Raw genomic sequence first — 19,528 nt, 5'->3', positions numbered from 1 at the left:
CGCCTTTTTGAGGCGGATTTAAAATGAGTTTATTTATCTCTGAACGCGACCAGAGCCATCTCCACCAACCAAATCTTTAACTTCAGCTAATGTTGCATGGTTTAAATCGCCCGGAATTGTATGCTTAATAGCTGATGCGGCAACACCAAACTCAGCTGCATCGCTCATCTTCATTCCAGTTACTAAGCCGTAAATGAAACCACTTGCAAATGAATCTCCACTTCCTACACGGTCAACAATTCTAACTTCATAAGATTTGGTATGATAGAATTCGGTACCATCATATACTAATGCCGACCAACCATTATCTGAGGCACTATGGCTTTCTCTTAGGGTGGATGCAATATATTTAAAGCCAAATTTTGCCTTCATCTGCTGAAAAACATCTTTGTAGCCATCTAAATTAAGCTCTCCTTTTGTTACATCTGTCCCCTTACTTGTAAAGCCTAATGTGGTATCTGCATCTTCTTCATTACCAATGCAAACGTCTACATACTGACAAAGTCGGGTCATTACTTCTCTAGCTTTTTCCTTGCTCCATAATTTTTTTCGGTAGTTAAGGTCGATGCTAGTAGTAATTCCTCTAGCTTTAGCTGCTTTTAAGGCTGCCTCAGTTAATGCTGCGGCCTTATCGCTCAAAGCAGGGGTAATTCCTGTTGTATGAAACCAATCAGCTCCTTCAAAAATTTTGTCGAAATCAAATTCAGACGCATCAACATCTGCAATAGATGCATCAGCACGGTCGTAAACCACTTGAGATGCTCGCATGGATGCACCAGTTTCCAGAAAATAAATTCCTAATCTATTTCCACCTCTAGCAACAAACTGGGTATCAACACCATAACGGCGTAAATGGTTAATTGCTGCTTGTCCTAAAGGGTTATTAGGTACTTTCGAAACGAATGTTCCATTGAGTCCGTAATTACATAATGCAGCAGCAACATTCGCCTCGCCGCCACCATAAGTAACATCAAAACTATCACTCTGTACAAATCTCTTGAAATCAGGAGTGGATAATCTCATCATTATCTCTCCAAGTGTTACGACTTTCTTAGCCATGATTTATTTTGTATTTATATGAAAAAATGCTTGTTAAAAATTCTTGTTCGCTAAAACAAAAATACACTAATGAGCGACAAATAAAAGCTTAAATCATCTCAAAATCTTATTTTTAATTCAAATTGTTACGAAAAGCATTGAGTTTTAAAATCATTAGTCTGAATTATTATTTATTATTTAAATTAGAGGCTCAAAATTATTATTAAACGATTAATATGAGTAAAAAAGTAGAACTCTTAAAATTAATCCCAGAGCAGGGTATATTGCCATTATACTTCAATAAAGATGAAGAAACAAGTATTGAATTATTAAAAGCATTGTATTCGGCAGGAATTCGTACAGTAGAATATACCAATCGAGGGGAAGCGGCGCTTGCTAATTTTAAAGCTATGCGTAAAGTTGTTGATTCAGAGCTTAAGGGAATGTATCTCGGAATTGGTACCATAAAAGATGGTAAAATGGCTCAAACATTTATTGATGCGGGTGCCGACTATATTATTTGTCCAGGTTTAGTTGAAAGCGTTGCTGAAGTTGCTGATAAGTACGATTTATTATGGGTTCCTGGATGTATGACGCCGAGTGAAATTATAAAAGCTGAGACATTAGGAGCTAAAATGGTTAAACTATTTCCTGGTAATATTCTTGGTCCAGGTTTTATGTCTGCAATCAAAGAATTGTTCCCAAATTTATTATTTATGCCTACAGGTGGTGTTGAGCTTGATAAAGCTAATATTGAAGCTTGGTTTAAATCAGGTGTTTGTGCCGTTGGAATGGGAAGTAAATTGGTGAGTAAAGATGTAATGGATAATAAAAAATATGCCGAACTTATTGCTTCAACCAAAGAAGCCTTGGCGATAATTGATTCTATTAAAAAATAAACTGTTCATTTCATTTTTTAAAAAGCCTAGAGAGTTTTCTTTAGGCTTTTTAATATTACAATAATAATATTTATTAATTTAAAATCAATAAAAATAATAATTAATCAATATATTTATAATTATTAATTAAAAAGAAATAATTTATTGATTAGGTAATTGACTTTTTGTTTTTAAAATATATTAACCCGAAACAAAAATATAATGGTCATTGTTTTTATTAAACATATTTGCTCTTTATATTATTTATTGAAACATTATTTACTACCTTAATCCTGAAATTTAAACCGCTAAGGTTAATATGACAGGGATGAGTAACAGACTCAAAAATGATAAGGATGAATAAAGCGGTAATAACAATATTCTGTATTTTTTTTGGCTTTGCAGCAAAGTCGCAGCAGAAACCACAGTACACACAATATATTCTAAATAATTTTGTTTTAAACCCAGCAATTGCAGGTATAGAGAATTATATTGATGTAAAAGCAGGATATAGGAGTCAGTGGCAAGGCTTAAGTGGCGCTCCAGTTACATCATATGTATCTATACATGCTCCATTGGGTAATAAATTCCGTTATGGGACTTCCACTTCTGTTGCGGAGGGTGGGGGATCAAACCCCAATAATCGCTCATATCTTCAAAATTATATGGCTTCCGAGCCTCATCATGGAGTTGGATTTACTGCGGTTTCAGATAGAGCAGGTCCTATTTCACGTACTGATGTAAATTTAAATTATGCCTACCACATCGGAATAACTGAGCAGATTAATGTTTCTGTTGGAGTTGCTGGAGGTGTTTCAAAAATTTTTCTTGATAAAACACAAGTTCAACTTGAAAACCCAACTGATCAGGCTATGGGTAGGGATAATTTCAATCAGTTTAAGCCTGATATGAGTGCAGGAATATGGTTGTATGGGCCACGTTTTTTTGCAGGCATTTCGGCTCAACAATTATTAAAAAACCCCATTGGATTTAGTGATGATCCTGTTAATTATAATCAAGGCAGTAATGTTCCTCACTTTTTTGCAAGCCTAGGGTATAAATTCTATTTAGGAGATGATTTTGCTGCAATGCCTTCTGCTCTTATTAAATCAGTAAATCCTGTACCAGCATCTGTTGATGTAAACTTAAAAGTTGCTTATAAAGATCGATTATGGGTAGGTGGTAGCTTCCGGAAAGATGATGCATTTGCCGGAATGGCTGGATTTCATTTAGGATCTTTTATGAATATCGGCTATTCATATGATTTTACTACTTCGGGTTTAAATCGAGTGAGTAATGGAAGTCACGAAGTTGTGCTAGGTATTTATCTCAATAACAGATATAAAGTTACCTGCCCTCAAAAAAGTTGGTAAGAAAAGCCCATTTTTAAAGCTCTTTCCTTAGTCTCGCAACAGGTATGTTCATCGCCTCGCGGTATTTGGCTACCGTTCTTCTGGCAATATTATAACCTTGTTCTTTTAAAATTTCTGTTAGCTTTTCATCCGCAAGAGGGCGTCTTTTATCTTCTTTTCCAATACATTCTTCCAAAATTTTCTTTACCTCTTTGTTCGAGACTTCCTCGCCACTTTCCATTTGAATAGCTTCCGAGAAAAATGATTTTAATAAAAAGGTACCAAATTCAGTCTGTACATATTTTGAATTCGCAACTCTCGAAACAGTAGAAATATCCATCCCAATTCGATCTGCGATGTCTTTCAAAATCATTGGCTTCAGATTTTTATCGTCGCCGGTCAAGAAATAATCATATTGATAATGCATGATGGCATTCATCGTTTTTAGCAAGGTTTGTTGACGTTGTTTGATAGCATCAATAAACCACTTCGCAGAATCTAATTTTTGCTTTACAAATTGTACAGCTTCCTTTAGTTTTTTATCTTTTTGAGCCGATTTGTCATAATGCTCAAACATGTCTTGGTAAGATCTGCTTACACGTAATTCAGGAGCATTTTTTGAATTTAAGGTCAAAAATAATATGCCATCATTATTGCTTATATGAAAATCTGGGATAATTTGAAGCTGCTTTGTGGTTACCGCATTCGAATCACCTGGTTTAGGATTTAACTTAAGAATCTCATGGATTACCTCTTTTAGCTCCTCCGAATCCATATTTAAGGCTCTCTCAAGCTTGTCATAATGTTTCTTCGTAAACTCTTCCAAAAAATCTTCAACAACTCTTACAGCTTTTACAACAGATGGTGTTTGTTCTCTTTTATGAAGCTGTATCAATAAACATTCTTGTAAATCTCTTGCGCCAACTCCTGCTGGGTCAAATGTTTGGATAACTTTTAATATTTCCAATACTTCCTCCTCCTCAGCAAATACATTTTGTGAAAAAGCAAGGTCATCAATTAGTGAGTTTATCGGCCTTCTTAGATAACCATCATCATCTAGGCTTCCTATAATCTGCTGTCCAATTCTAAAGTCTTTGTCGGATAAGGGTTCTAGATCTAGCTGTGCTTGTAAACTCTCGAAGAATGAATTTTGTACCGCTATGGGAATTTCCTTTCGCTCCTCATCATCATCCCCGTTTTGCTCATATTTAGAGCCAAAATCATTAATATTATCATCCTGAAGATAGTCGTCAACATTAAATTCATCCATGCTTTCCTGACTATCTTCCGAATTGAAAGTGTCATCTGGGTCGCGATCAGGATACTCTTCAATAGGTTCATTCATGTTTGCCAAACTCATGTCTTCAAGCGCTGGGTTCTCTTCTAACTCCTCTTTAATTCTTGTATCAAGTGATACAGTGGGTACCTGCAACAATTTGATGAATTGAATTTGTTGTGGAGAAAGTTTTTGAAGAAGCTTTTGCTGAAGATTTTGTCTTAACATGATAGAAATTCTAATACAAAATTACACAATTAATGGCGTATGGAATAGATAAAATGTAATTATTGTAAACATCTTCACAGAAAATTGTTTTTGTTTAGGTTAAATAAAAAGTTTATAATTGTGGATTAGAGGAAAAAATACTAGAATAATTATGGCAATTATTAAAGAGTTTAAAGAATTTATCTCCAAGGGTAATGTAGTCGATTTAGCGGTCGGCGTGATTATTGGAGCTGCATTTGGGAAGATTATTACCTCATTGGTTGATGATGTTTTGATGCCGCCATTAGGTTTTCTTACGGGTGGTGTTGACTTTTCCGATAAGAAATTTATACTAATTACAGCGGATGCTGTTAATAAGGTAGAAGAAGTTGCCATTCGTTATGGAAATTTCATTAATGCCGTTATTCAGTTTTTGATTGTTGCTTTTTGTATTTTTGCAGTCATAAAAACTATGAATACGCTGAAACGCAAAGAAGAAATTGCACCTCTTACGCCACCAGCACCTAGTAAGGAAGAAACACTGCTTACAGAAATAAGAGATTTATTGAAGCAGCAAACAAAATAATCGCCTTTATTTGATTCATATATGTTAAGTTTCGAGCTAATTGATTGAATTAAGGTGTTTATGAATTGTTTAAAGCATTGAAAAAAGCATTTTTTTTAAACATTGACTTATTTTAAATCAATTGTTTGAATTGTGAAAAATCAAGCTTATATTTGCATTCCTGTTTTTTAGAGTAATAATAGATTAAAAAGTCATGAAAAGAACATTCCAGCCTTCTCAAAGAAAAAGAAGAAATAAGCACGGATTTAGAGAGCGTATGAGCAGTGCAAACGGAAGAAGGGTATTAGCTTCTAGAAGAGCTAAAGGTAGAAAGAGACTATCAGTATCTGACGAACGTCGCCATAAAGCATAACTTTGATTGTATTTTCGTAGTCTTTTACGATCTTGTAGATTATTTTCTACTTGATTTTAGGCTAATTAAACAATCAAAATGAACAGTTTTAACAAAGAAGAACGATTATGTAACGTAAAGCTTATTGATAAGCTTTATCATAATGGTTCTTCTTTTTTAGTTTATCCTTTCCGCATTATTTGGTTAGCTGCCGATTCAGATTTGCCTTTTCCTGCTCAAATACTGATTAGTATTCCTAAAAAAAGATTTAAGAAAGCTGTAGACCGAAATTTACTCAAACGTAGAATTCGTGAAATTTACCGTTTGAATAAGTCTGAAATGCTTTATCCATTCCTCAATCAGCGTTCAGAAAAGATAATTCTTGCCATTAATTATATTGGCAATGAAATTAGTGAATATGCAAGTCTTGAAAAGAAATTTATTAGTGCTATTCAACGTTTAAAGAAGAATATTTCTGAACCAGTATGTTAGGTAAATTAATAAATAAGGCCTTCTCTGCACTGTTCCTATTGCTGATTAAATTTTATCAGTATTTAATCTCTCCAATTCTTGGTCAATCCTGCCGTTTTAATCCGACTTGCTCCCAATATGGTTTGGAAGCCATTCAAAAACATGGAGCATTTAAAGGGGGTTGGTTAACTATCAAACGTATCGCTCGCTGTCACCCTTGGGGTGCTCATGGTCATGATCCAGTTCCTTGATGTTTTTTATTTGTTGATAATTTCGCTCCTTTGTATCTATGAAAAATCCTTTGATCTTACTTATCGAAACTGCTACAACTACTTGCTCAGTAGCGTTAAGCGAAAATGGACATATAATTGCCCTTAAAGAACTCAATGAATCAAATATACACGCTGGCCAAATTACAGTTTTTATCGAGGAAGTGATGTTAAACGCTAAGAAAAACTATTCTGATTTACAGGCTGTTGCGGTTAGTATGGGTCCAGGTTCTTATACCGGATTGAGAATTGGTGTTTCTACCGCTAAGGGACTATGCTATGCGCTCGATATTCCTTTAATCGCGATAGATACTATTGAAGCTATGGCTTCAGGATTAATAAAAACTGTGGCAATTCCTGATACAGGACTTTTAATTCCTATGCTAGATGCCAGAAGGATGGAGGTTTATACTGGGGTATATCGCAAAGATTTAAGACTTGTGGAAGCAGTAAGTGCTAAAATTGTGGATGAAGAATCATTTAAAGAATTCGAAAAGCATCAACTTTTTTTATTTGGAGATGGATCTGATAAATTTAAGACCCTTTTCTCCAATCATGGAAATATAAATTTCGTAGATTTTTCAACGTCTGCTTCACATTTAAACGATCTAGCTATTCAAAAGTTTAATCAGGCTCAATTTGAAGATGTTGCTTATTTCGAACCTTTTTATTTAAAAGATTTTCTGGTAACAACCCCAAAAAAGGATAATATTTAGTCTTTTTTCTTAATTAATTTCTTTAAAAAGCCTCCATCTGGGTCTTTTGTAAAGCCAGGAATTTGAGTCGCGTTTGCTGGATGCTCTAATATTCTCCCAAATTTAAATGCAAGACCCATATAAAAGGAAGCTCCAGTATAACCCTTACTAAACTCACTTCCATTGTTGGTGGCGTTTTTAAATATTTCAACTGTTTTTACCAAGTGATCGCTGCCACCATAGAACTCAAAATTTGGTTTCTTAACCATAAATTGGCCGCCTAGCTGTAAAAACCCATTCGTATTATAATCTGCCATTCCTGTAAATACATAGTTTTTTACATGGAAATTATTTACCAAGGCGATATCTCCTCCTTTGTAGTAAACGCTTTTTGAAAGAATCAAATTCGGCCTATAATTGCCGAAATTTTTATTGAATAATACCTCTAATTTTCCATTTAATGCACTCAAATAAGATTTATTTTTTGATGATAAACTTATTTTTCGATCAATACTATCGGCAAGTCTTTCATCTGCACTTTCTCTTGAGGCATTATTAATTATCATCTTCCCAGTATCAAAATCGTACTCAAATGATTCTTTATTCCATTTAATGAATCCCACATCCTTTAAATTCCACATCACAAACCAGCCATTACGATATTTATAACTAGCACTTGCTGTAAGCGAAAATCCCGGATTTTTAAAATTAGGTTTTATCATTTCATTTTGAAACTTGTCAAATTTGAAACTTGATCGAAATCTACCTGCTAATGAGACTTTCATGATATCTGCTAATTCATCAATCTCAACATCTGACTTTGAAACTTGTAAATTACTATAGCTAATGCCACTCAAGACACTAAATTTTGCTCCAACAGCCAATCGTTTTGTGGGGTTTTGACGGTAAGCTAGACTGAATTGATGATAGTTTTGATTATAAGCATTTACATTCAATAAATCATTTGTAGCATTTCCTTCGAATAATCTATAATCATCAAAAACCGCAAATACCTCATTCGTTACTTCAGCTCGTGTATCACTTCTAATTTGCCAGGACACACCAATTTCTTGATAATTCTTTACAGATTTTAATATTCGAAGCATCGCTATGTAATTATTCGAATTTAAAGTAAGAATGTTTTTTCTGTTTTGTCCTAATACAAGGTCTCGCCCATTAAATAATCCATTGTAAATTAATGTCTTAAACGATGATTCTGCTGGACCAGAAAAGGTAGTATTGAAACTAATTGTGGGAATAAAAAAATTGAAGGCTATTCGCTTACTGGTATCCACTTGATAGGCTCTTTGGGAAGGGTTCTCAAAACTGTCATACAGTGTGCGACTATTGTAAAGAGAAAACTGTTGTGCATTTGCCGTAATACCTGACAACAAAAAAAAGGTAGCCAATGCGAAAAATTTTTTCAATAATTTTTTCTGGAATTGAGTTTTGCTCATTTAAATTTAATTAATGTCTAAACTATCTACGTTTAAAACAGATTCTTGTATTGTTGATAATTTGTATCCGGTATAAATATTAGTTAAAAAATGACTTTTATTACTTGTTAATTGGTAAGAAAAGGCATAAAGGTCCTTAATCCCGCTTTTTCCCGTTCTAAAATTTTCAGCGTAATTCCTTTTCAATAAATCCTGCAGTAAACTCCCCGAATTACTGTAATGAAGTAAAAATGAGATATTACTTTGATCGGCAACATATTGGTCAAACTGCTTATAAGTATCTAATTTTACAAGAAATCTATTGGAATTATAATCCTTTAGATATCTCTGTAAGGTGCTAGGCGAATTTGAAAGTATCAGTAAATTGTCTTGAATCATGTAAAATGGCTTAACGTATTTTTTTAATGGATCACCCCAATAATAATAAAATATGTCGCCATAATTCATTTTTTTTATATTCTCAGAATAAGATGAACTTAAAATCTCCATAAAAAATTGCATTTGAGTGCCGTTCTTTAATTTAATAATGGCTAAATTCTCAAATGTTGAAAGCTGTATAGTCGAAAATTCATTGCCCCATAATTTTTGAAGGTCTCTATCTGGGTTTAAGCCTGTTTCTAATGTGATTTTTTTCATCTGGTTCTCAAGCTTTTCCAATTCTTTATTCTCCTTAAATAGTTCTCTTAGGTCAGATTGATAGGCTTTCAAATTAGATATGCCATAGTTTATTGAGTTAGCGGTATTGTAAGGCATAATCTGATTTAGGCTATTTTTTACTGGAGACTGATTCAAAAACAACTTTATATATGCGCTTTGATTAGGCTTAAGATAGCTTTCTCCATTGAACATTAATGCATCTTTTTTATAGTTTAGAGTCAGACTAGAATAGCCTAAAAAACTCTCAAACAACGCGAAATTGCCACTAATCGTTCTATTTAAAAACGGACTTATTAAGGCCTTTTTATTATAATTTATAAAAAGATTTACTAACGCATTTTCATCTTTTCTAATCCCTTCATTAATGATTTTTATGAATTCTGAATCAATCTTCTCGGAACCTTTGTCTGAACTTTCTAGTAATAAACTCTTATTCGAACTTCCTCGGGCAATATCCTTAGTAAATGTTAAATAAAAAGGTCCTTCTAATAAATGTGAATCAATTTGAAAAACCTCTACTCCATTTTCTTTAAATATCTTAAGCTGGAATTCATTATTTAGGTTCAGAAATTTGCTTATATCATCTTTTTTTTGTATATTATTGATGTTTATAGACCATAAGTAATCTACACGCGCTGCTTGTGTTGGATGAAATGATAAAAACACTACTTGGCTTTTTACTAAAGGTTCCAAAGCGCTGTTTTTTGATATAAATGATCTTAAAAATTGAATCTCTGCTTTTTGTTGTGAACCTGCAATGGTATCAAAAAGTGTATTCTCTTTCAGTATATCGAATAAATCTTGCTCATGTTGGAAAGTCAAAATTAAACTTGCATCAGATGGTATTTCAGATAATAACCTAGTATTATTGCGGCTATCAACATGCAAATTTGAGAAGTATAAATATGCAAAGACTCCCACAGTAATTAATAAAACAGTGATTAGCCCAATAATTCTTTTCATCGATGGTAATTTAAACAAATTTAAATTTTTATGAATCAAATAAGAATTGCAAACATGTTTATTAAATTAGCAATCAAATTAATAACATGAATAAACGTATAATTATTGCCGCCTCCATCTTTGGAATGATTGCTGTGATTTTAGGAGCTTTTGGAGCTCATACACTAAAGGGCCGTCTAAGTTCATCTGAACTAGAAGTATGGAAAACAGCGGTTGATTATCACTTTTACCATACTTTTGCCCTACTTTTTTTAGCTACATTCTCAAAAAATGATAGTCGCGCTATCAATTTATCTGCATGGTTTTTTACAATCGGGATCCTCCTTTTTTCAGGGTCTCTATATTTATTGTCTACTAAAGTAATCTTGAATCTTACTGGAATAAGTTTTATTGGTCCGATTACACCTATTGGCGGACTCTTTTTTATTTTGGGTTGGGTCTTTCTACTTATTGCCACGCTAAAAAATAAATAATGCTTGAGTTTAATGAAAATGATGGCATTGTTCGAAAGACAATTTTTATTGAAGTAATTCTTCCTTTAGCAATTTCTAAAACCTATACCTACCGCGTTCCACAAGAATTTGTAGATGAGATTGAAATCGGGAAGCGTGTAGTAGTTCAATTTGGCCGTAGTAAAATTTATACTGCTATAATTTGTTTGATTACTGAAACTCCTCCAGCACTTTATGAGGCTAAATATATTATTGATGTTCTTGATAATGAGCCAATTGTTAATGAGAATCAATTAAAATTATGGCAATGGATGTCAGATTATTACCTCTGCCATTTAGGTGAAGTGATGCAAGCTGCGCTTCCATCCGCCTTAAAACTTGCTAGTGAAACTAGAATAGTCCTAAATACTTCTGAAGAAATTGATAAGAGTATCTTATCCGATAAGGAGTTTTTAATTGTTGACGCGCTAGAGCTTCATCCCGAATTAAGCGTAAGCGATATAAGTAAACTTTTAGGTCAAAAAACTGTTTTCCCTCTTCTTAGAGCACTTTTTGAAAAGAATGTGATTATCATATCTGAAGAAATTACCGAAAAATTCAAACCTCGTAAGAAGGCATTTATTATTCTTAATCCTCAGTATTTAGAATCAGAAAATAGGAAGGCTTTATTTGAAGTCCTAGAACGTGCTCCCAAACAATTAGAAGTTTTATTGGCTTATTTTAAGCTTGAAAAACAACAAAACGAAATTTCAAAAGCTGATTTATTAGAGGCTTCTGGGACTTCTTCTTCAATCCTTAAAGTGCTGATTGATAAGGAGATATTTGTACAGGAAGATAAGGTAATCAGTCGTTTAACTTCCGAAGATCTTGAAGATCTCCATGATTTTGTTCTTAATGAAGCTCAAGCTCAAGCTCTCCAGCAAACGGAGGATCTGCTCAATGAAAAGGGCGTAGTTTTACTTTACGGTGAAACTTCATCGGGTAAGACTCAAATTTACATCCGCTTAATTGAGCAAATGCTGCTTAAAGAGGAACAAACTTTATATCTACTCCCAGAAATTGCATTAACTACTCAGGTTATTGAGCGCTTGAGAGCGCATTTTGGCGGACAAATTGGGGTTTATCATTCAAAATTTAATGATAATGAGCGCGCCGAAGTTTGGCAAAAGGTATTAAAAGGAGAGTATAAGATTGTTTTAGGTGCTAGGTCGTCTATTTTTCTTCCTTTCAAAAACTTGGGCTTAATCATTGTAGATGAAGAACATGAGTCATCCTATAAACAATATGATCCTGCGCCAAGATACCATGCTAGAGATACTGCAATTTACCTAGCACATCTACATCAAGCTAAAATAGTATTGGGCTCGGCTACTCCTAGTATGGAGAGCTTTTACAATGCTAAAATTAAAAAATATGGACTCGTTACCCTAAAGGGACGTTTTGGGGGTGTTAAATCACCATTAATTGAGGTGGTAAGTATTGCCGAGGAAACGAAGAAAAAAACAATGCAATCGCATTTTACTTCTGTTTTAATTAAAGAAATTAAAGAAGCTTTAGAACGAAAGGAACAAGTTATTTTATTTCAAAATCGTCGAGGATATACGCCAGTTTTATTGTGTACCACCTGTGGATATACTCCTAAATGCGTGAATTGCGATGTAAGTCTCACCTTCCATAAAAGTAGTGCAAAGCTTCATTGTCACTATTGCGGGTATAAACAAGATATTGTTAGCGCTTGTCCTGCTTGTGGATCCACACGAATTGAGCAAAAAGGCTTCGGGACCGAAAAAATTGAAGATGAGCTGCAACGTATTTTTGAAAATTCACGTATTGCTCGAATGGATCTTGATTCAACACGAACTCGAAATAGTTTTCAGGTGCTTTTAAATGATTTTGAGGAGGGTAAGATTGATATCTTGGTTGGAACGCAAATGGTAGCTAAGGGACTTGATTTTGGCAATGTAACTACCATTGGAATAATAAGTGCAGATAGCATGCTAAATTACCCTGATTTTAGAGCGTTTGAGCGTAGTTATCAAATGCTAGCTCAGGTTTCGGGGAGGGCAGGAAGACGTGAAAAACAAGGTAAAGTTATTATTCAAGCCTATGATACATCCCACAGAATTATAAGCCAAGTGATAAAAAATGATTATGAAGGGATGTTTGATACAGAGATATTAGAACGCCGCAATTTTCATTATCCACCTCTATATCGTTTAATTCAACTGGATGTAAAACATAAAGATCTATCAAAACTTATTTTTATTGCTAATTCACTAGCTAAAATATTGAGATCAAATTTTGGTAATCGTGTTTTGGGGCCTGAAGCGCCAATGATTAGTAGAATTCGAAATTATTATATTCAAACTATTCTGATTAAAGTGGAGAGGGAAGGGGTGTCTATTCAGAAAATTAAAGAGGCTCTTCAGCAAATCTTAATTCAATTTGATAGCCAGCCCAATAATAAAGGAGTTTATATGCATATTGACGTTGATCCTTATTAAAAATATTTCCTGTTTTTAATTTATTTATTTCTTAAAACAAGCGTATAAGACTATTTTTGTGTACAAATGGCACATAAATTAGTAGATCATTACCGCGAGAAGGGGGCAAGGAAAAAGTTGGTGGAATATCTCAAAGAACGTGGGATAGGAGATGAGCGAGTATTGAAAGCCATTGGGAAAGTCCCACGTCACTTTTTCTTCGACGAAACATTCTGGAATCAGGCTTATAAGGATATTGCTTTCCCTATTGGGGATGGGCAAACTATTTCGCAACCCTACACAGTAGCGTATCAGACCGAACTTTTGCATATCAAAGCAGGTGATAAAGTTTTGGAAATTGGAACCGGTTCGGGTTATCAAACCTGTATTTTAATCGAATTGGGAGCAAAAGTATATACCATTGAAAGACAAGAAAATTTATATAATCGAACAAGGCAGGTTTTGCCTCATATTGGTTATCATGCTGAATTTTTCTATGGAGATGGATCTAAAGGAATTGCTGAACATGCACCTTATGATAAGATAATCGTTACTGCTGGAGCACCGCTTGTTCCTGAAGTATTGCTAAAACAGCTTAAAATTGGTGGTATTCTAGTTATTCCTGTTGGGGATGAAAAATCACAAAAAATGATCACTGTACTTAGAGTCGCTGAGAATGATTTCGAACGTTTTGTATTAGATACCTTCCGATTTGTACCGCTGGTGGGTGAGAAGGCTTGGTAGTAGTTAGTAATTAGTATTTAGATATGAGACAATAGATATGAGACAATAGATATGAGACAATAGATCAAACGGATATGACACTTTAATTGAATACTAATGCCATTCCAGATGTCGCTAGCTTGATAACTGATAACCACCTAACCACCTAATTCAGATGTCGCTATCCTGATAACTCTTTTCCTACTCTTAAGAACGGGCTTCGAGAACCTCAGCCAGCGGTAAAATGATGTCGCTATCCTGATAACTGACAACTGATAACCACCTAACCACCTAATTCAGATGTCGCTAGCCTAACCAACTAACCAACTAACCACCTAATTCAGATGTCGCTATCCTGATAACTCTTTTCCTACTCTTAAGAACGGGCTTCGAGAACCTCAGCCAGCGGTAAAATGATGTCGCTATCCTGATAACTGACAACTGATAACTGACAACTGATTACCATCACCTTTTCATCGCCCTACTCATTTCCAACTTAGCATCACGATCTTTAAGTGTTTCGCGTTTATCGTAAATTTTCTTTCCTTGAGCTAATCCAATTTCTAGTTTAGCAAAGCCCCTTTCGGAAGTAAATATTTTTAAAGGAATGATTGTGAAGCCTTTTTCCTCAATATTTGTGCGGAGTTTTGCTAATTCCTTCTTATTTAAAAGCAGAATTCGATCGCGTTTAGCCTCATGATTATAAAAAGAACCATGAGAGTATTCTGCAATCTGCATATTCCTTACATATAACTGTCCATCAATAAAGGTGCAAAAGGCATCATTTATATCTGCCTTACCTTCACGAATGGATTTTATTTCAGTCCCAAGAAGTTTAATACCAGCAGTATAGGTATCGAGAATATGATACTCAAAATAAGCTCTTTTGTTTTTTATACTAATTCCACTTCCCATAACTCCACAAATATCCGAAAGATAATTCATAACAAGAACTCTCATTCAAATTCCTTTATTGTCTCAATACTGTGCTAATTATTTTTAAAGGAAAAGGATTATAATTAGTAAAGCTTTTACTACTTGAATTGTATTTTCTATTCAGTTAATATTCAAGTTACTTGTACTGGACATTTTTGAGTTAAAATCTCTTAATATTTTCGGATAAAGAGAAAATAAATTTAAGGTGACTAATCAAGACAAAAAATAAAAACAGTTCTTTTTTGTCCAAAATCGATTAATTATTGTCATAAAATTGTCATTAAAATTCCCAAATATTGAAAATTGGTTCACAAACTTAAAACTGGAGTATTTTTAATGAGTATATATACCCATTTTATTAATTTTTTTTTTAATGTTTGCATGATTTTGAAAAATCGTTTAAGATTAATTATTTAATCAAAGCGATCATTTCATTTTCATTTTTTATACTGTTAGTAAAATAAATCTAAAATATTTGCGCTATGTGTTTAAATATCTTGATTAATTATTTCGTATAAAGAAAATAACTAGCTGGTTGATCAATTGATATCCATTTTACTAAATCTATCCCTTAAAATGAGGATAGCTTATGGAAATAAATTAAAAAGTCCGGTTAAACAATATTTAAAATAATTTTTAGCATAGAAAATAGGTTCAATACAACAATTAACACATGAAACAATTATTCAAAAAAGGGGCGCTACTTTTATACTTTGCTGCATTTTCAATTACTATAGCGAGTGCACAGGTTAAAATTGGATCTAATCCCACAACAATCAATCCCTCTTCAATTCTTGAAATTGAGAGTACTAACAAAGGTTTGTTAATGCCTCGAGTAGCATTAGTATCTGCGGATAATCCGAGTCCGCTTGCAGCGCACTCACCAGGAATGGTTTTATACAATACTGCAACTGCAGGTACTGCTCCGAATGATGTTGTTCCTGGCATTTACTATAATGATGGTACGCGTTGGATAGCGACTAAATCTACATTAGGGACTGGAACAGTTAATGCAACTACTACTATTAAAGGTGTGGTTCAATTAGCAGGCGACCTTGGTGGAACTGGCACAACAGCTGCAGCTCCAATTATTTCTGATGCGGCTATTAGCACTTCAAAATTGGCTGATGACGCCGTAACAAACGATAAACTATCAGACAACTCTGTTAAAAATGCCAATTTAGCTGAACTAGTTTCTGTTGCAAAAGGGGGTACAGGTTCTAATTTAAGCCTTACTGCTGGTTATGTTAAACAAGAAACTGCCGGTTCAAATCTTACAACGGTTTCATCAATACCAGTTACCGATGTATTAGGTGCTGTACGTAGCGTTAATGGAGTAGCGCCTGCTGCAAATGGAAACGTTGCTGTTCTTCTAGGAAGAGTTTTTTCAGGGGATGTAATCACACCAGCCACTTCTACTGCAATAGTTGCCGTTAATACAGATGCGAATACAAGTAATGATACTAAGGAATCTGATATTTATATTGTTTCGGGAAATCTGGATAATGCTAATAATGGGCGTACGTTCATTTATAATGGGACTGATTGGCTTGAGGTAGCAACTAATTTGGCAGCTACAGACGCTCGTTATGTGAATATTGTGGGTGATATTATGGAGGGGCCTCTAGAATTTCCAGCTGGAAAAAAATTAAAATTAGCCGATGCTCCAACTGCTTCCACAGATGTTACTAATAAAAAATACGTGGATGATTTAGTTTTAGCAGCTACTAGCCCAGGATTAAAATCTATCGTTAAGAAAACTGGAAATTATACCATTTCTGCTACTGATTATACCATTTTGGCCAATGCTTCATCTGGCGCTTTCACGCTTACTTTACCTGACCCGGCAGCCACTTCTAGTTTAGGGAGAATTTTGGTTATTCGTAAAACGGATGAAACGGCTAATGTTTTAACGTTTAGTAGAGTAATAAAAATTTCTGAAATGATAACTTTTACTACCCTAAATATAAATACCACCATCCGTATTCAAAGCGATGGAACCAATTGGTATAAAATTGATTAAGTCATTGTTATAATTAGCGCATTTATATCTCATTCAAAATATTAAAAATGAAAAATAAAATTCAATATATCATTAGTATACTATCCCTAAGCTTGGTTTTAGCTTTTAATGCTCAAGCACAGTCTATTTCCCAAAAAATTGGAAATAACCCTACCATTATTTCCCCAAATGCTGTATTGGAAATGGAAAGTGCCACAAAAGGGGTTTTATTCCCTCGTGTAACACTTACTTCAATTACTGATGTGACAACTGTCTCTTCACCAAGTGATGGTTTGACGGTTTTTAATACCGCTACAGCAGGTACTTCACCTAATAATGTAAGCTTTGGTTATTATTACTGGAGTGCTACTGCTTCTAAATGGGTAAAATTGGCAGTTGAAACACCTCCGTTAGAATTTGCTAAAACGGTATATGTAAACGCCGTGTCACCTAGCACAGCTACTATCTTTGATGAAACTAATCCCGCAGCTAATAATAATAATGCTTTAAAAGCAGCTGTTGCTAATTTATATATCGGCAATGATGGCTCTACCTGGACTTACGATAATGCTAATTCTAACTATAAAACGTATGCCGTAGCTCCTTCCACTCCTTTTTACTTGGCTAATACAACAAATGATGCGGGAAATAATAAATCGGGAAGCATTTGGAGAGCAGGAAATTTAGCTATTGGAACTAATAGTCCAGCAACCAATTTACATATTCATAATGCTTTGCCTGCAACTACTACTGTGAATGCTGATGCTAAGGTGCTGAGATTATCCCGACCAACACTCTCAGGTTTAAAATGGGATAATATTGCTCAGTTTAATTTAGGGTCATATTCTACCGCTATTGCTGCAAATACTAGATTGGATTTAGCTTTAACCAATGGTGGTGACAATACAACTTTATCCAATGTAATGACCTGGCAAGCGAATGGAAACGTAGGTATTGGTACTACGGCACCAGGACACTCCTTGCATTTATTTTCAGCAGGAACAACAACCGCATTTTTAGAGACAAATAATTCTGTTGGTGGACAAACATCAATTGATTTTAGAACTGGTACTGCACAATCATGGAGGTTGATAGGGCAAGGTTCTGCTAATGCAAGTAGATTTGATATTTGGAATCAAACATCAAATACCAACGTGCTTTCAATTTTACCTAACAATAATATTGGTATTGGCACTGTTAATCCTACCTCACGTTTAGAAGTAAATGGTTCATCAACCAATACAACCTCTTATGGAGCAGGTACAAGTACTACGATTGACTTCTCAAAGAGTAATTTGGCTTATACAGGAGCTAGTCCTGGTGCATTTACATTAACTAATATTAAAGACGGTGGTACTTATACTTTATCTGTTAGAGGGGTAAACACAACTGGGGCGACTTCAACTTTTAGTGTACCAAGCGGTTTTTTTGTCAAAGGACCTAATCACAATTCGCCAACTACTGCTAATAGTGAAACTCTGTATACTTTTCTGGTAATTGGGACATATGTATATGTTTACATGGCTACTGGAATTTAATTCTTAAAATTAGCATGATAACAAGAATAAAATATTTAGTGCTATTGTCTTTTGTGGTATTATTCAATACCATTGGCTTTAGTCAGATGGTGGGTACCCCCTATGGTATTTCAACAACAAGTAGTCGCACAGTTGTAACTTTTCTATATACTGGAACAAATCAAACATGGACCGTACCCACAGGAGTTTCAGAAATTTATGTGGACGTAATTGGAGCACAAGGTACAACTATAACCTCTTTAGGTGGTGCTGGAGGTAGGGTATTATGCAGAATTAGGGTAAATCCAGGTGATGTTTTAGCTGTTACCGTAGGTGGTCAATCTCTAAACAATATTGCTGTTTATGGCGGTGGTGGAGATGGAGGTCGTTGTACTAATTCAACGGCGATAGCTGGTGCTGGTGGTGGATTAAGCGCAATTTCTTCTGCATTTCCTCTAACTCAAGCTAATGCGCTTGTAGTTGCTGGTGGTGGTGGCGGTGGTAATACTGGTTATTCGCCAACTGCACATGGTGGGGCTGGTGGTGGTCTTTTAGGTGCTGATGGTATAGGTGGTTTTAATGCCAGTAGAGTTAGAGGTATTGGTGCAAATCAAACTAGTGGTGGTGCTGGTGGAATCTATTGGGATTTTAATACAGTTTTCGCCACTGCAGGTACAGCCTTAAAAGGAGGTAAGGGTGGAATTGTAGCTACATCAACACATAATGGTGGCGGCGGAGGCGGCGCTGGTTATTTTGGCGGTGGTGGTGGTGCCGGTGGTGGTGCTGCACAAGGTGGTGGCGGTGGTGGTTCTTCTTGGATCAATCCTACCTCTTTAGCCTTGCCAGGTACCTTAAATATAGGTAATGTGAACACGAGTGGTCATGGTAAAATAACCATTTACTATTAAGATGTATTGCCTTTAAGATAGCTTTTATATCGTAGTGCTATATTAAATTACACTATACGAAATTATAATATGAAAAAAATATTTTTGCTTTTAACGTTTTGCTTATTTTGGCTAGGCTTAAAAGCGCAAACAACTACTTATATTAATGATGCCTTTAATATAAATGCGGGTACCCCAGTGGTATGGCATGGGGATGTAATCTTTGGTCCCAATGCGGTAGTGTATATTGAAGATGGAGCTATTGCTTATTTCTACGGTAAAAATATGACTGTAAATCCGGCGGCGCAATTTATAGCTCTTCCTGGTAGTGGTCAAATTGGTACAGGT

19 protein-coding genes are annotated in these 19,528 nt (G+C 34.8%); 14 read left to right on the top strand and 5 right to left on the bottom strand.

Annotated features, from left to right (window positions below):
• Window positions 1-33: 33 nt before the first annotated feature.
• A complete protein-coding gene (locus ACIQ0D_RS00505) occupies window positions 34-1,059 on the bottom strand; it encodes a PfkB family carbohydrate kinase (protein ID WP_395802041.1) in 1,026 nt (341 codons plus the stop codon).
• A gap of 215 nt (window positions 1,060-1,274) precedes the next feature.
• Between ACIQ0D_RS00505 and ACIQ0D_RS00500 the strand changes: the two genes are divergently transcribed.
• Window positions 1,275-1,937, top strand: coding sequence for a bifunctional 4-hydroxy-2-oxoglutarate aldolase/2-dehydro-3-deoxy-phosphogluconate aldolase (locus tag ACIQ0D_RS00500; protein WP_395802039.1), 663 nt, complete (start codon window positions 1,275-1,277; stop codon window positions 1,935-1,937).
• Between the two features lie 335 nt (window positions 1,938-2,272).
• Entirely contained in the window at window positions 2,273-3,289 is a 1,017-nt protein-coding gene (locus ACIQ0D_RS00495; protein WP_395802037.1) for a type IX secretion system membrane protein PorP/SprF, read from the top strand.
• 13 nt (window positions 3,290-3,302) lie between these two features.
• Here the strand turns inward: ACIQ0D_RS00495 and rpoN are convergent, their stop codons facing one another.
• Entirely contained in the window at window positions 3,303-4,772 is a 1,470-nt protein-coding gene (gene rpoN, locus ACIQ0D_RS00490) for an RNA polymerase factor sigma-54 (protein ID WP_395802035.1), read from the bottom strand.
• 151 nt (window positions 4,773-4,923) lie between these two features.
• Between rpoN and mscL the strand changes: the two genes are divergently transcribed.
• From mscL to tsaB, 5 genes are all read left to right on the top strand, one after another.
• Window positions 4,924-5,337 carry a large-conductance mechanosensitive channel protein MscL gene (gene mscL, locus ACIQ0D_RS00485; RefSeq protein WP_395802033.1) on the top strand — a complete coding sequence of 138 codons (414 nt, stop codon included), beginning with the start codon at window positions 4,924-4,926 and terminating at the stop codon, window positions 5,335-5,337.
• 193 nt (window positions 5,338-5,530) lie between these two features.
• Window positions 5,531-5,689 (top strand): 50S ribosomal protein L34, encoded by a 159-nt coding sequence (gene rpmH, locus ACIQ0D_RS00480; protein WP_079701901.1) that lies wholly within the window; start codon window positions 5,531-5,533, stop codon window positions 5,687-5,689.
• A 78-nt stretch (window positions 5,690-5,767) separates the two neighbouring features.
• Complete coding sequence (locus ACIQ0D_RS00475) at window positions 5,768-6,160, top strand: ribonuclease P protein component (protein WP_395802031.1); 393 nt, start codon at window positions 5,768-5,770, stop codon at window positions 6,158-6,160.
• On the top strand, window positions 6,154-6,390 hold the full coding sequence (gene yidD, locus ACIQ0D_RS00470; protein WP_395802029.1) for a membrane protein insertion efficiency factor YidD: 237 nt from the start codon (window positions 6,154-6,156) through the stop codon (window positions 6,388-6,390). The genes ACIQ0D_RS00475 and yidD overlap by 7 nt, the downstream gene beginning before the upstream one ends.
• 50 nt (window positions 6,391-6,440) lie before the next feature.
• Window positions 6,441-7,124, top strand: a complete 684-nt coding sequence (tsaB, locus tag ACIQ0D_RS00465) for a tRNA (adenosine(37)-N6)-threonylcarbamoyltransferase complex dimerization subunit type 1 TsaB (RefSeq protein WP_395802027.1) — start codon at window positions 6,441-6,443, stop codon at window positions 7,122-7,124.
• On the opposite strand, the gene ACIQ0D_RS00460 is transcribed toward tsaB, so the two are convergent.
• The gene (locus tag ACIQ0D_RS00460; RefSeq protein WP_395802025.1) at window positions 7,121-8,560 is read right to left on the bottom strand and encodes a DUF5723 family protein; all 1,440 of its coding nucleotides are present in this window, start codon (window positions 8,558-8,560) and stop codon (window positions 7,121-7,123) included. The genes tsaB and ACIQ0D_RS00460 overlap by 4 nt on opposite strands.
• Window positions 8,561-8,566: 6 nt before the next feature.
• A complete protein-coding gene (locus ACIQ0D_RS00455) occupies window positions 8,567-10,180 on the bottom strand; it encodes a hypothetical protein (RefSeq protein WP_395802023.1) in 1,614 nt (537 codons plus the stop codon).
• Between the two features lie 86 nt (window positions 10,181-10,266).
• Here ACIQ0D_RS00455 and ACIQ0D_RS00450 point away from each other — a divergent pair, with 86 nt between their 5' ends.
• From ACIQ0D_RS00450 to ACIQ0D_RS00440, 3 genes are all read left to right on the top strand, one after another.
• Entirely contained in the window at window positions 10,267-10,653 is a 387-nt protein-coding gene (locus ACIQ0D_RS00450) for a DUF423 domain-containing protein (protein WP_395802022.1), read from the top strand.
• Window positions 10,653-13,136 (top strand): primosomal protein N', encoded by a 2,484-nt coding sequence (gene priA / locus ACIQ0D_RS00445; protein WP_395802020.1) that lies wholly within the window; start codon window positions 10,653-10,655, stop codon window positions 13,134-13,136. Before ACIQ0D_RS00450 ends, priA begins: the two co-directional genes overlap by 1 nt.
• A gap of 66 nt (window positions 13,137-13,202) precedes the next feature.
• The gene (locus ACIQ0D_RS00440; RefSeq protein WP_395802018.1) at window positions 13,203-13,859 is read left to right on the top strand and encodes a protein-L-isoaspartate(D-aspartate) O-methyltransferase; all 657 of its coding nucleotides are present in this window, start codon (window positions 13,203-13,205) and stop codon (window positions 13,857-13,859) included.
• Between the two features lie 444 nt (window positions 13,860-14,303).
• Here the strand turns inward: ACIQ0D_RS00440 and smpB are convergent, their stop codons facing one another.
• Complete coding sequence (gene smpB, locus ACIQ0D_RS00435) at window positions 14,304-14,753, bottom strand: SsrA-binding protein SmpB (protein WP_090698302.1); 450 nt, start codon at window positions 14,751-14,753, stop codon at window positions 14,304-14,306.
• Window positions 14,754-15,447: 694 nt separating this feature from the next.
• On the opposite strand from smpB, the gene ACIQ0D_RS00430 reads away from it, so the two are divergent.
• From ACIQ0D_RS00430 to ACIQ0D_RS00415, 4 genes are all read left to right on the top strand, one after another.
• Complete coding sequence (locus ACIQ0D_RS00430; protein WP_395802016.1) at window positions 15,448-16,797, top strand: hypothetical protein; 1,350 nt, start codon at window positions 15,448-15,450, stop codon at window positions 16,795-16,797.
• Between the two features lie 47 nt (window positions 16,798-16,844).
• The gene (locus tag ACIQ0D_RS00425; protein ID WP_395802014.1) at window positions 16,845-18,314 is read left to right on the top strand and encodes a hypothetical protein; all 1,470 of its coding nucleotides are present in this window, start codon (window positions 16,845-16,847) and stop codon (window positions 18,312-18,314) included.
• Window positions 18,315-18,328: 14 nt separating this feature from the next.
• Window positions 18,329-19,201 carry a glycine-rich protein gene (locus tag ACIQ0D_RS00420; protein ID WP_395802012.1) on the top strand — a complete coding sequence of 291 codons (873 nt, stop codon included), beginning with the start codon at window positions 18,329-18,331 and terminating at the stop codon, window positions 19,199-19,201.
• A 69-nt stretch (window positions 19,202-19,270) separates the two neighbouring features.
• A partial coding sequence (locus tag ACIQ0D_RS00415) for a hypothetical protein (protein WP_395802010.1) occupies window positions 19,271-19,528 on the top strand: 258 nt, incomplete at its 3' end.

Source organism: Daejeonella sp. (genome assembly GCF_044342615.1).
Classification (GTDB): Bacteria; Bacteroidota; Bacteroidia; order Sphingobacteriales; family Sphingobacteriaceae; genus Daejeonella.
Note: the sequence above shows the minus strand (reverse complement) of the source record. Positions and strands in the feature narration are given on the sequence as shown.

Bases quoted from the DNA above. Each gene is read 5' to 3' on its own strand.
- rpoN (WP_395802035.1), bottom strand. From the start codon at position 4,772: ATGTTAAGACAAAATCTTCAGCAAAAGCTTCTTCAAAAACTTTCTCCA.
- ACIQ0D_RS00500 (WP_395802039.1), top strand. From the start codon at position 1,275: ATGAGTAAAAAAGTAGAACTCTTAAAATTAATCCCAGAGCAGGGTATA.
- mscL (WP_395802033.1), top strand. From the start codon at position 4,924: ATGGCAATTATTAAAGAGTTTAAAGAATTTATCTCCAAGGGTAATGTA.
- smpB (WP_090698302.1), bottom strand. From the start codon at position 14,753: ATGGGAAGTGGAATTAGTATAAAAAACAAAAGAGCTTATTTTGAGTAT.
- ACIQ0D_RS00455 (WP_395802023.1), bottom strand. From the start codon at position 10,180: ATGAAAAGAATTATTGGGCTAATCACTGTTTTATTAATTACTGTGGGA.
- ACIQ0D_RS00440 (WP_395802018.1), top strand. From the start codon at position 13,203: ATGGCACATAAATTAGTAGATCATTACCGCGAGAAGGGGGCAAGGAAA.
- rpmH (WP_079701901.1), top strand. From the start codon at position 5,531: ATGAAAAGAACATTCCAGCCTTCTCAAAGAAAAAGAAGAAATAAGCAC.
- ACIQ0D_RS00430 (WP_395802016.1), top strand. From the start codon at position 15,448: ATGAAACAATTATTCAAAAAAGGGGCGCTACTTTTATACTTTGCTGCA.
- priA (WP_395802020.1), top strand. From the start codon at position 10,653: ATGCTTGAGTTTAATGAAAATGATGGCATTGTTCGAAAGACAATTTTT.
- ACIQ0D_RS00475 (WP_395802031.1), top strand. From the start codon at position 5,768: ATGAACAGTTTTAACAAAGAAGAACGATTATGTAACGTAAAGCTTATT.
- ACIQ0D_RS00450 (WP_395802022.1), top strand. From the start codon at position 10,267: ATGAATAAACGTATAATTATTGCCGCCTCCATCTTTGGAATGATTGCT.
- ACIQ0D_RS00425 (WP_395802014.1), top strand. From the start codon at position 16,845: ATGAAAAATAAAATTCAATATATCATTAGTATACTATCCCTAAGCTTG.
- ACIQ0D_RS00505 (WP_395802041.1), bottom strand. From the start codon at position 1,059: ATGGCTAAGAAAGTCGTAACACTTGGAGAGATAATGATGAGATTATCC.
- ACIQ0D_RS00420 (WP_395802012.1), top strand. From the start codon at position 18,329: ATGATAACAAGAATAAAATATTTAGTGCTATTGTCTTTTGTGGTATTA.
- ACIQ0D_RS00460 (WP_395802025.1), bottom strand. From the start codon at position 8,560: ATGAGCAAAACTCAATTCCAGAAAAAATTATTGAAAAAATTTTTCGCA.
- ACIQ0D_RS00495 (WP_395802037.1), top strand. From the start codon at position 2,273: ATGAATAAAGCGGTAATAACAATATTCTGTATTTTTTTTGGCTTTGCA.
- yidD (WP_395802029.1), top strand. From the start codon at position 6,154: ATGTTAGGTAAATTAATAAATAAGGCCTTCTCTGCACTGTTCCTATTG.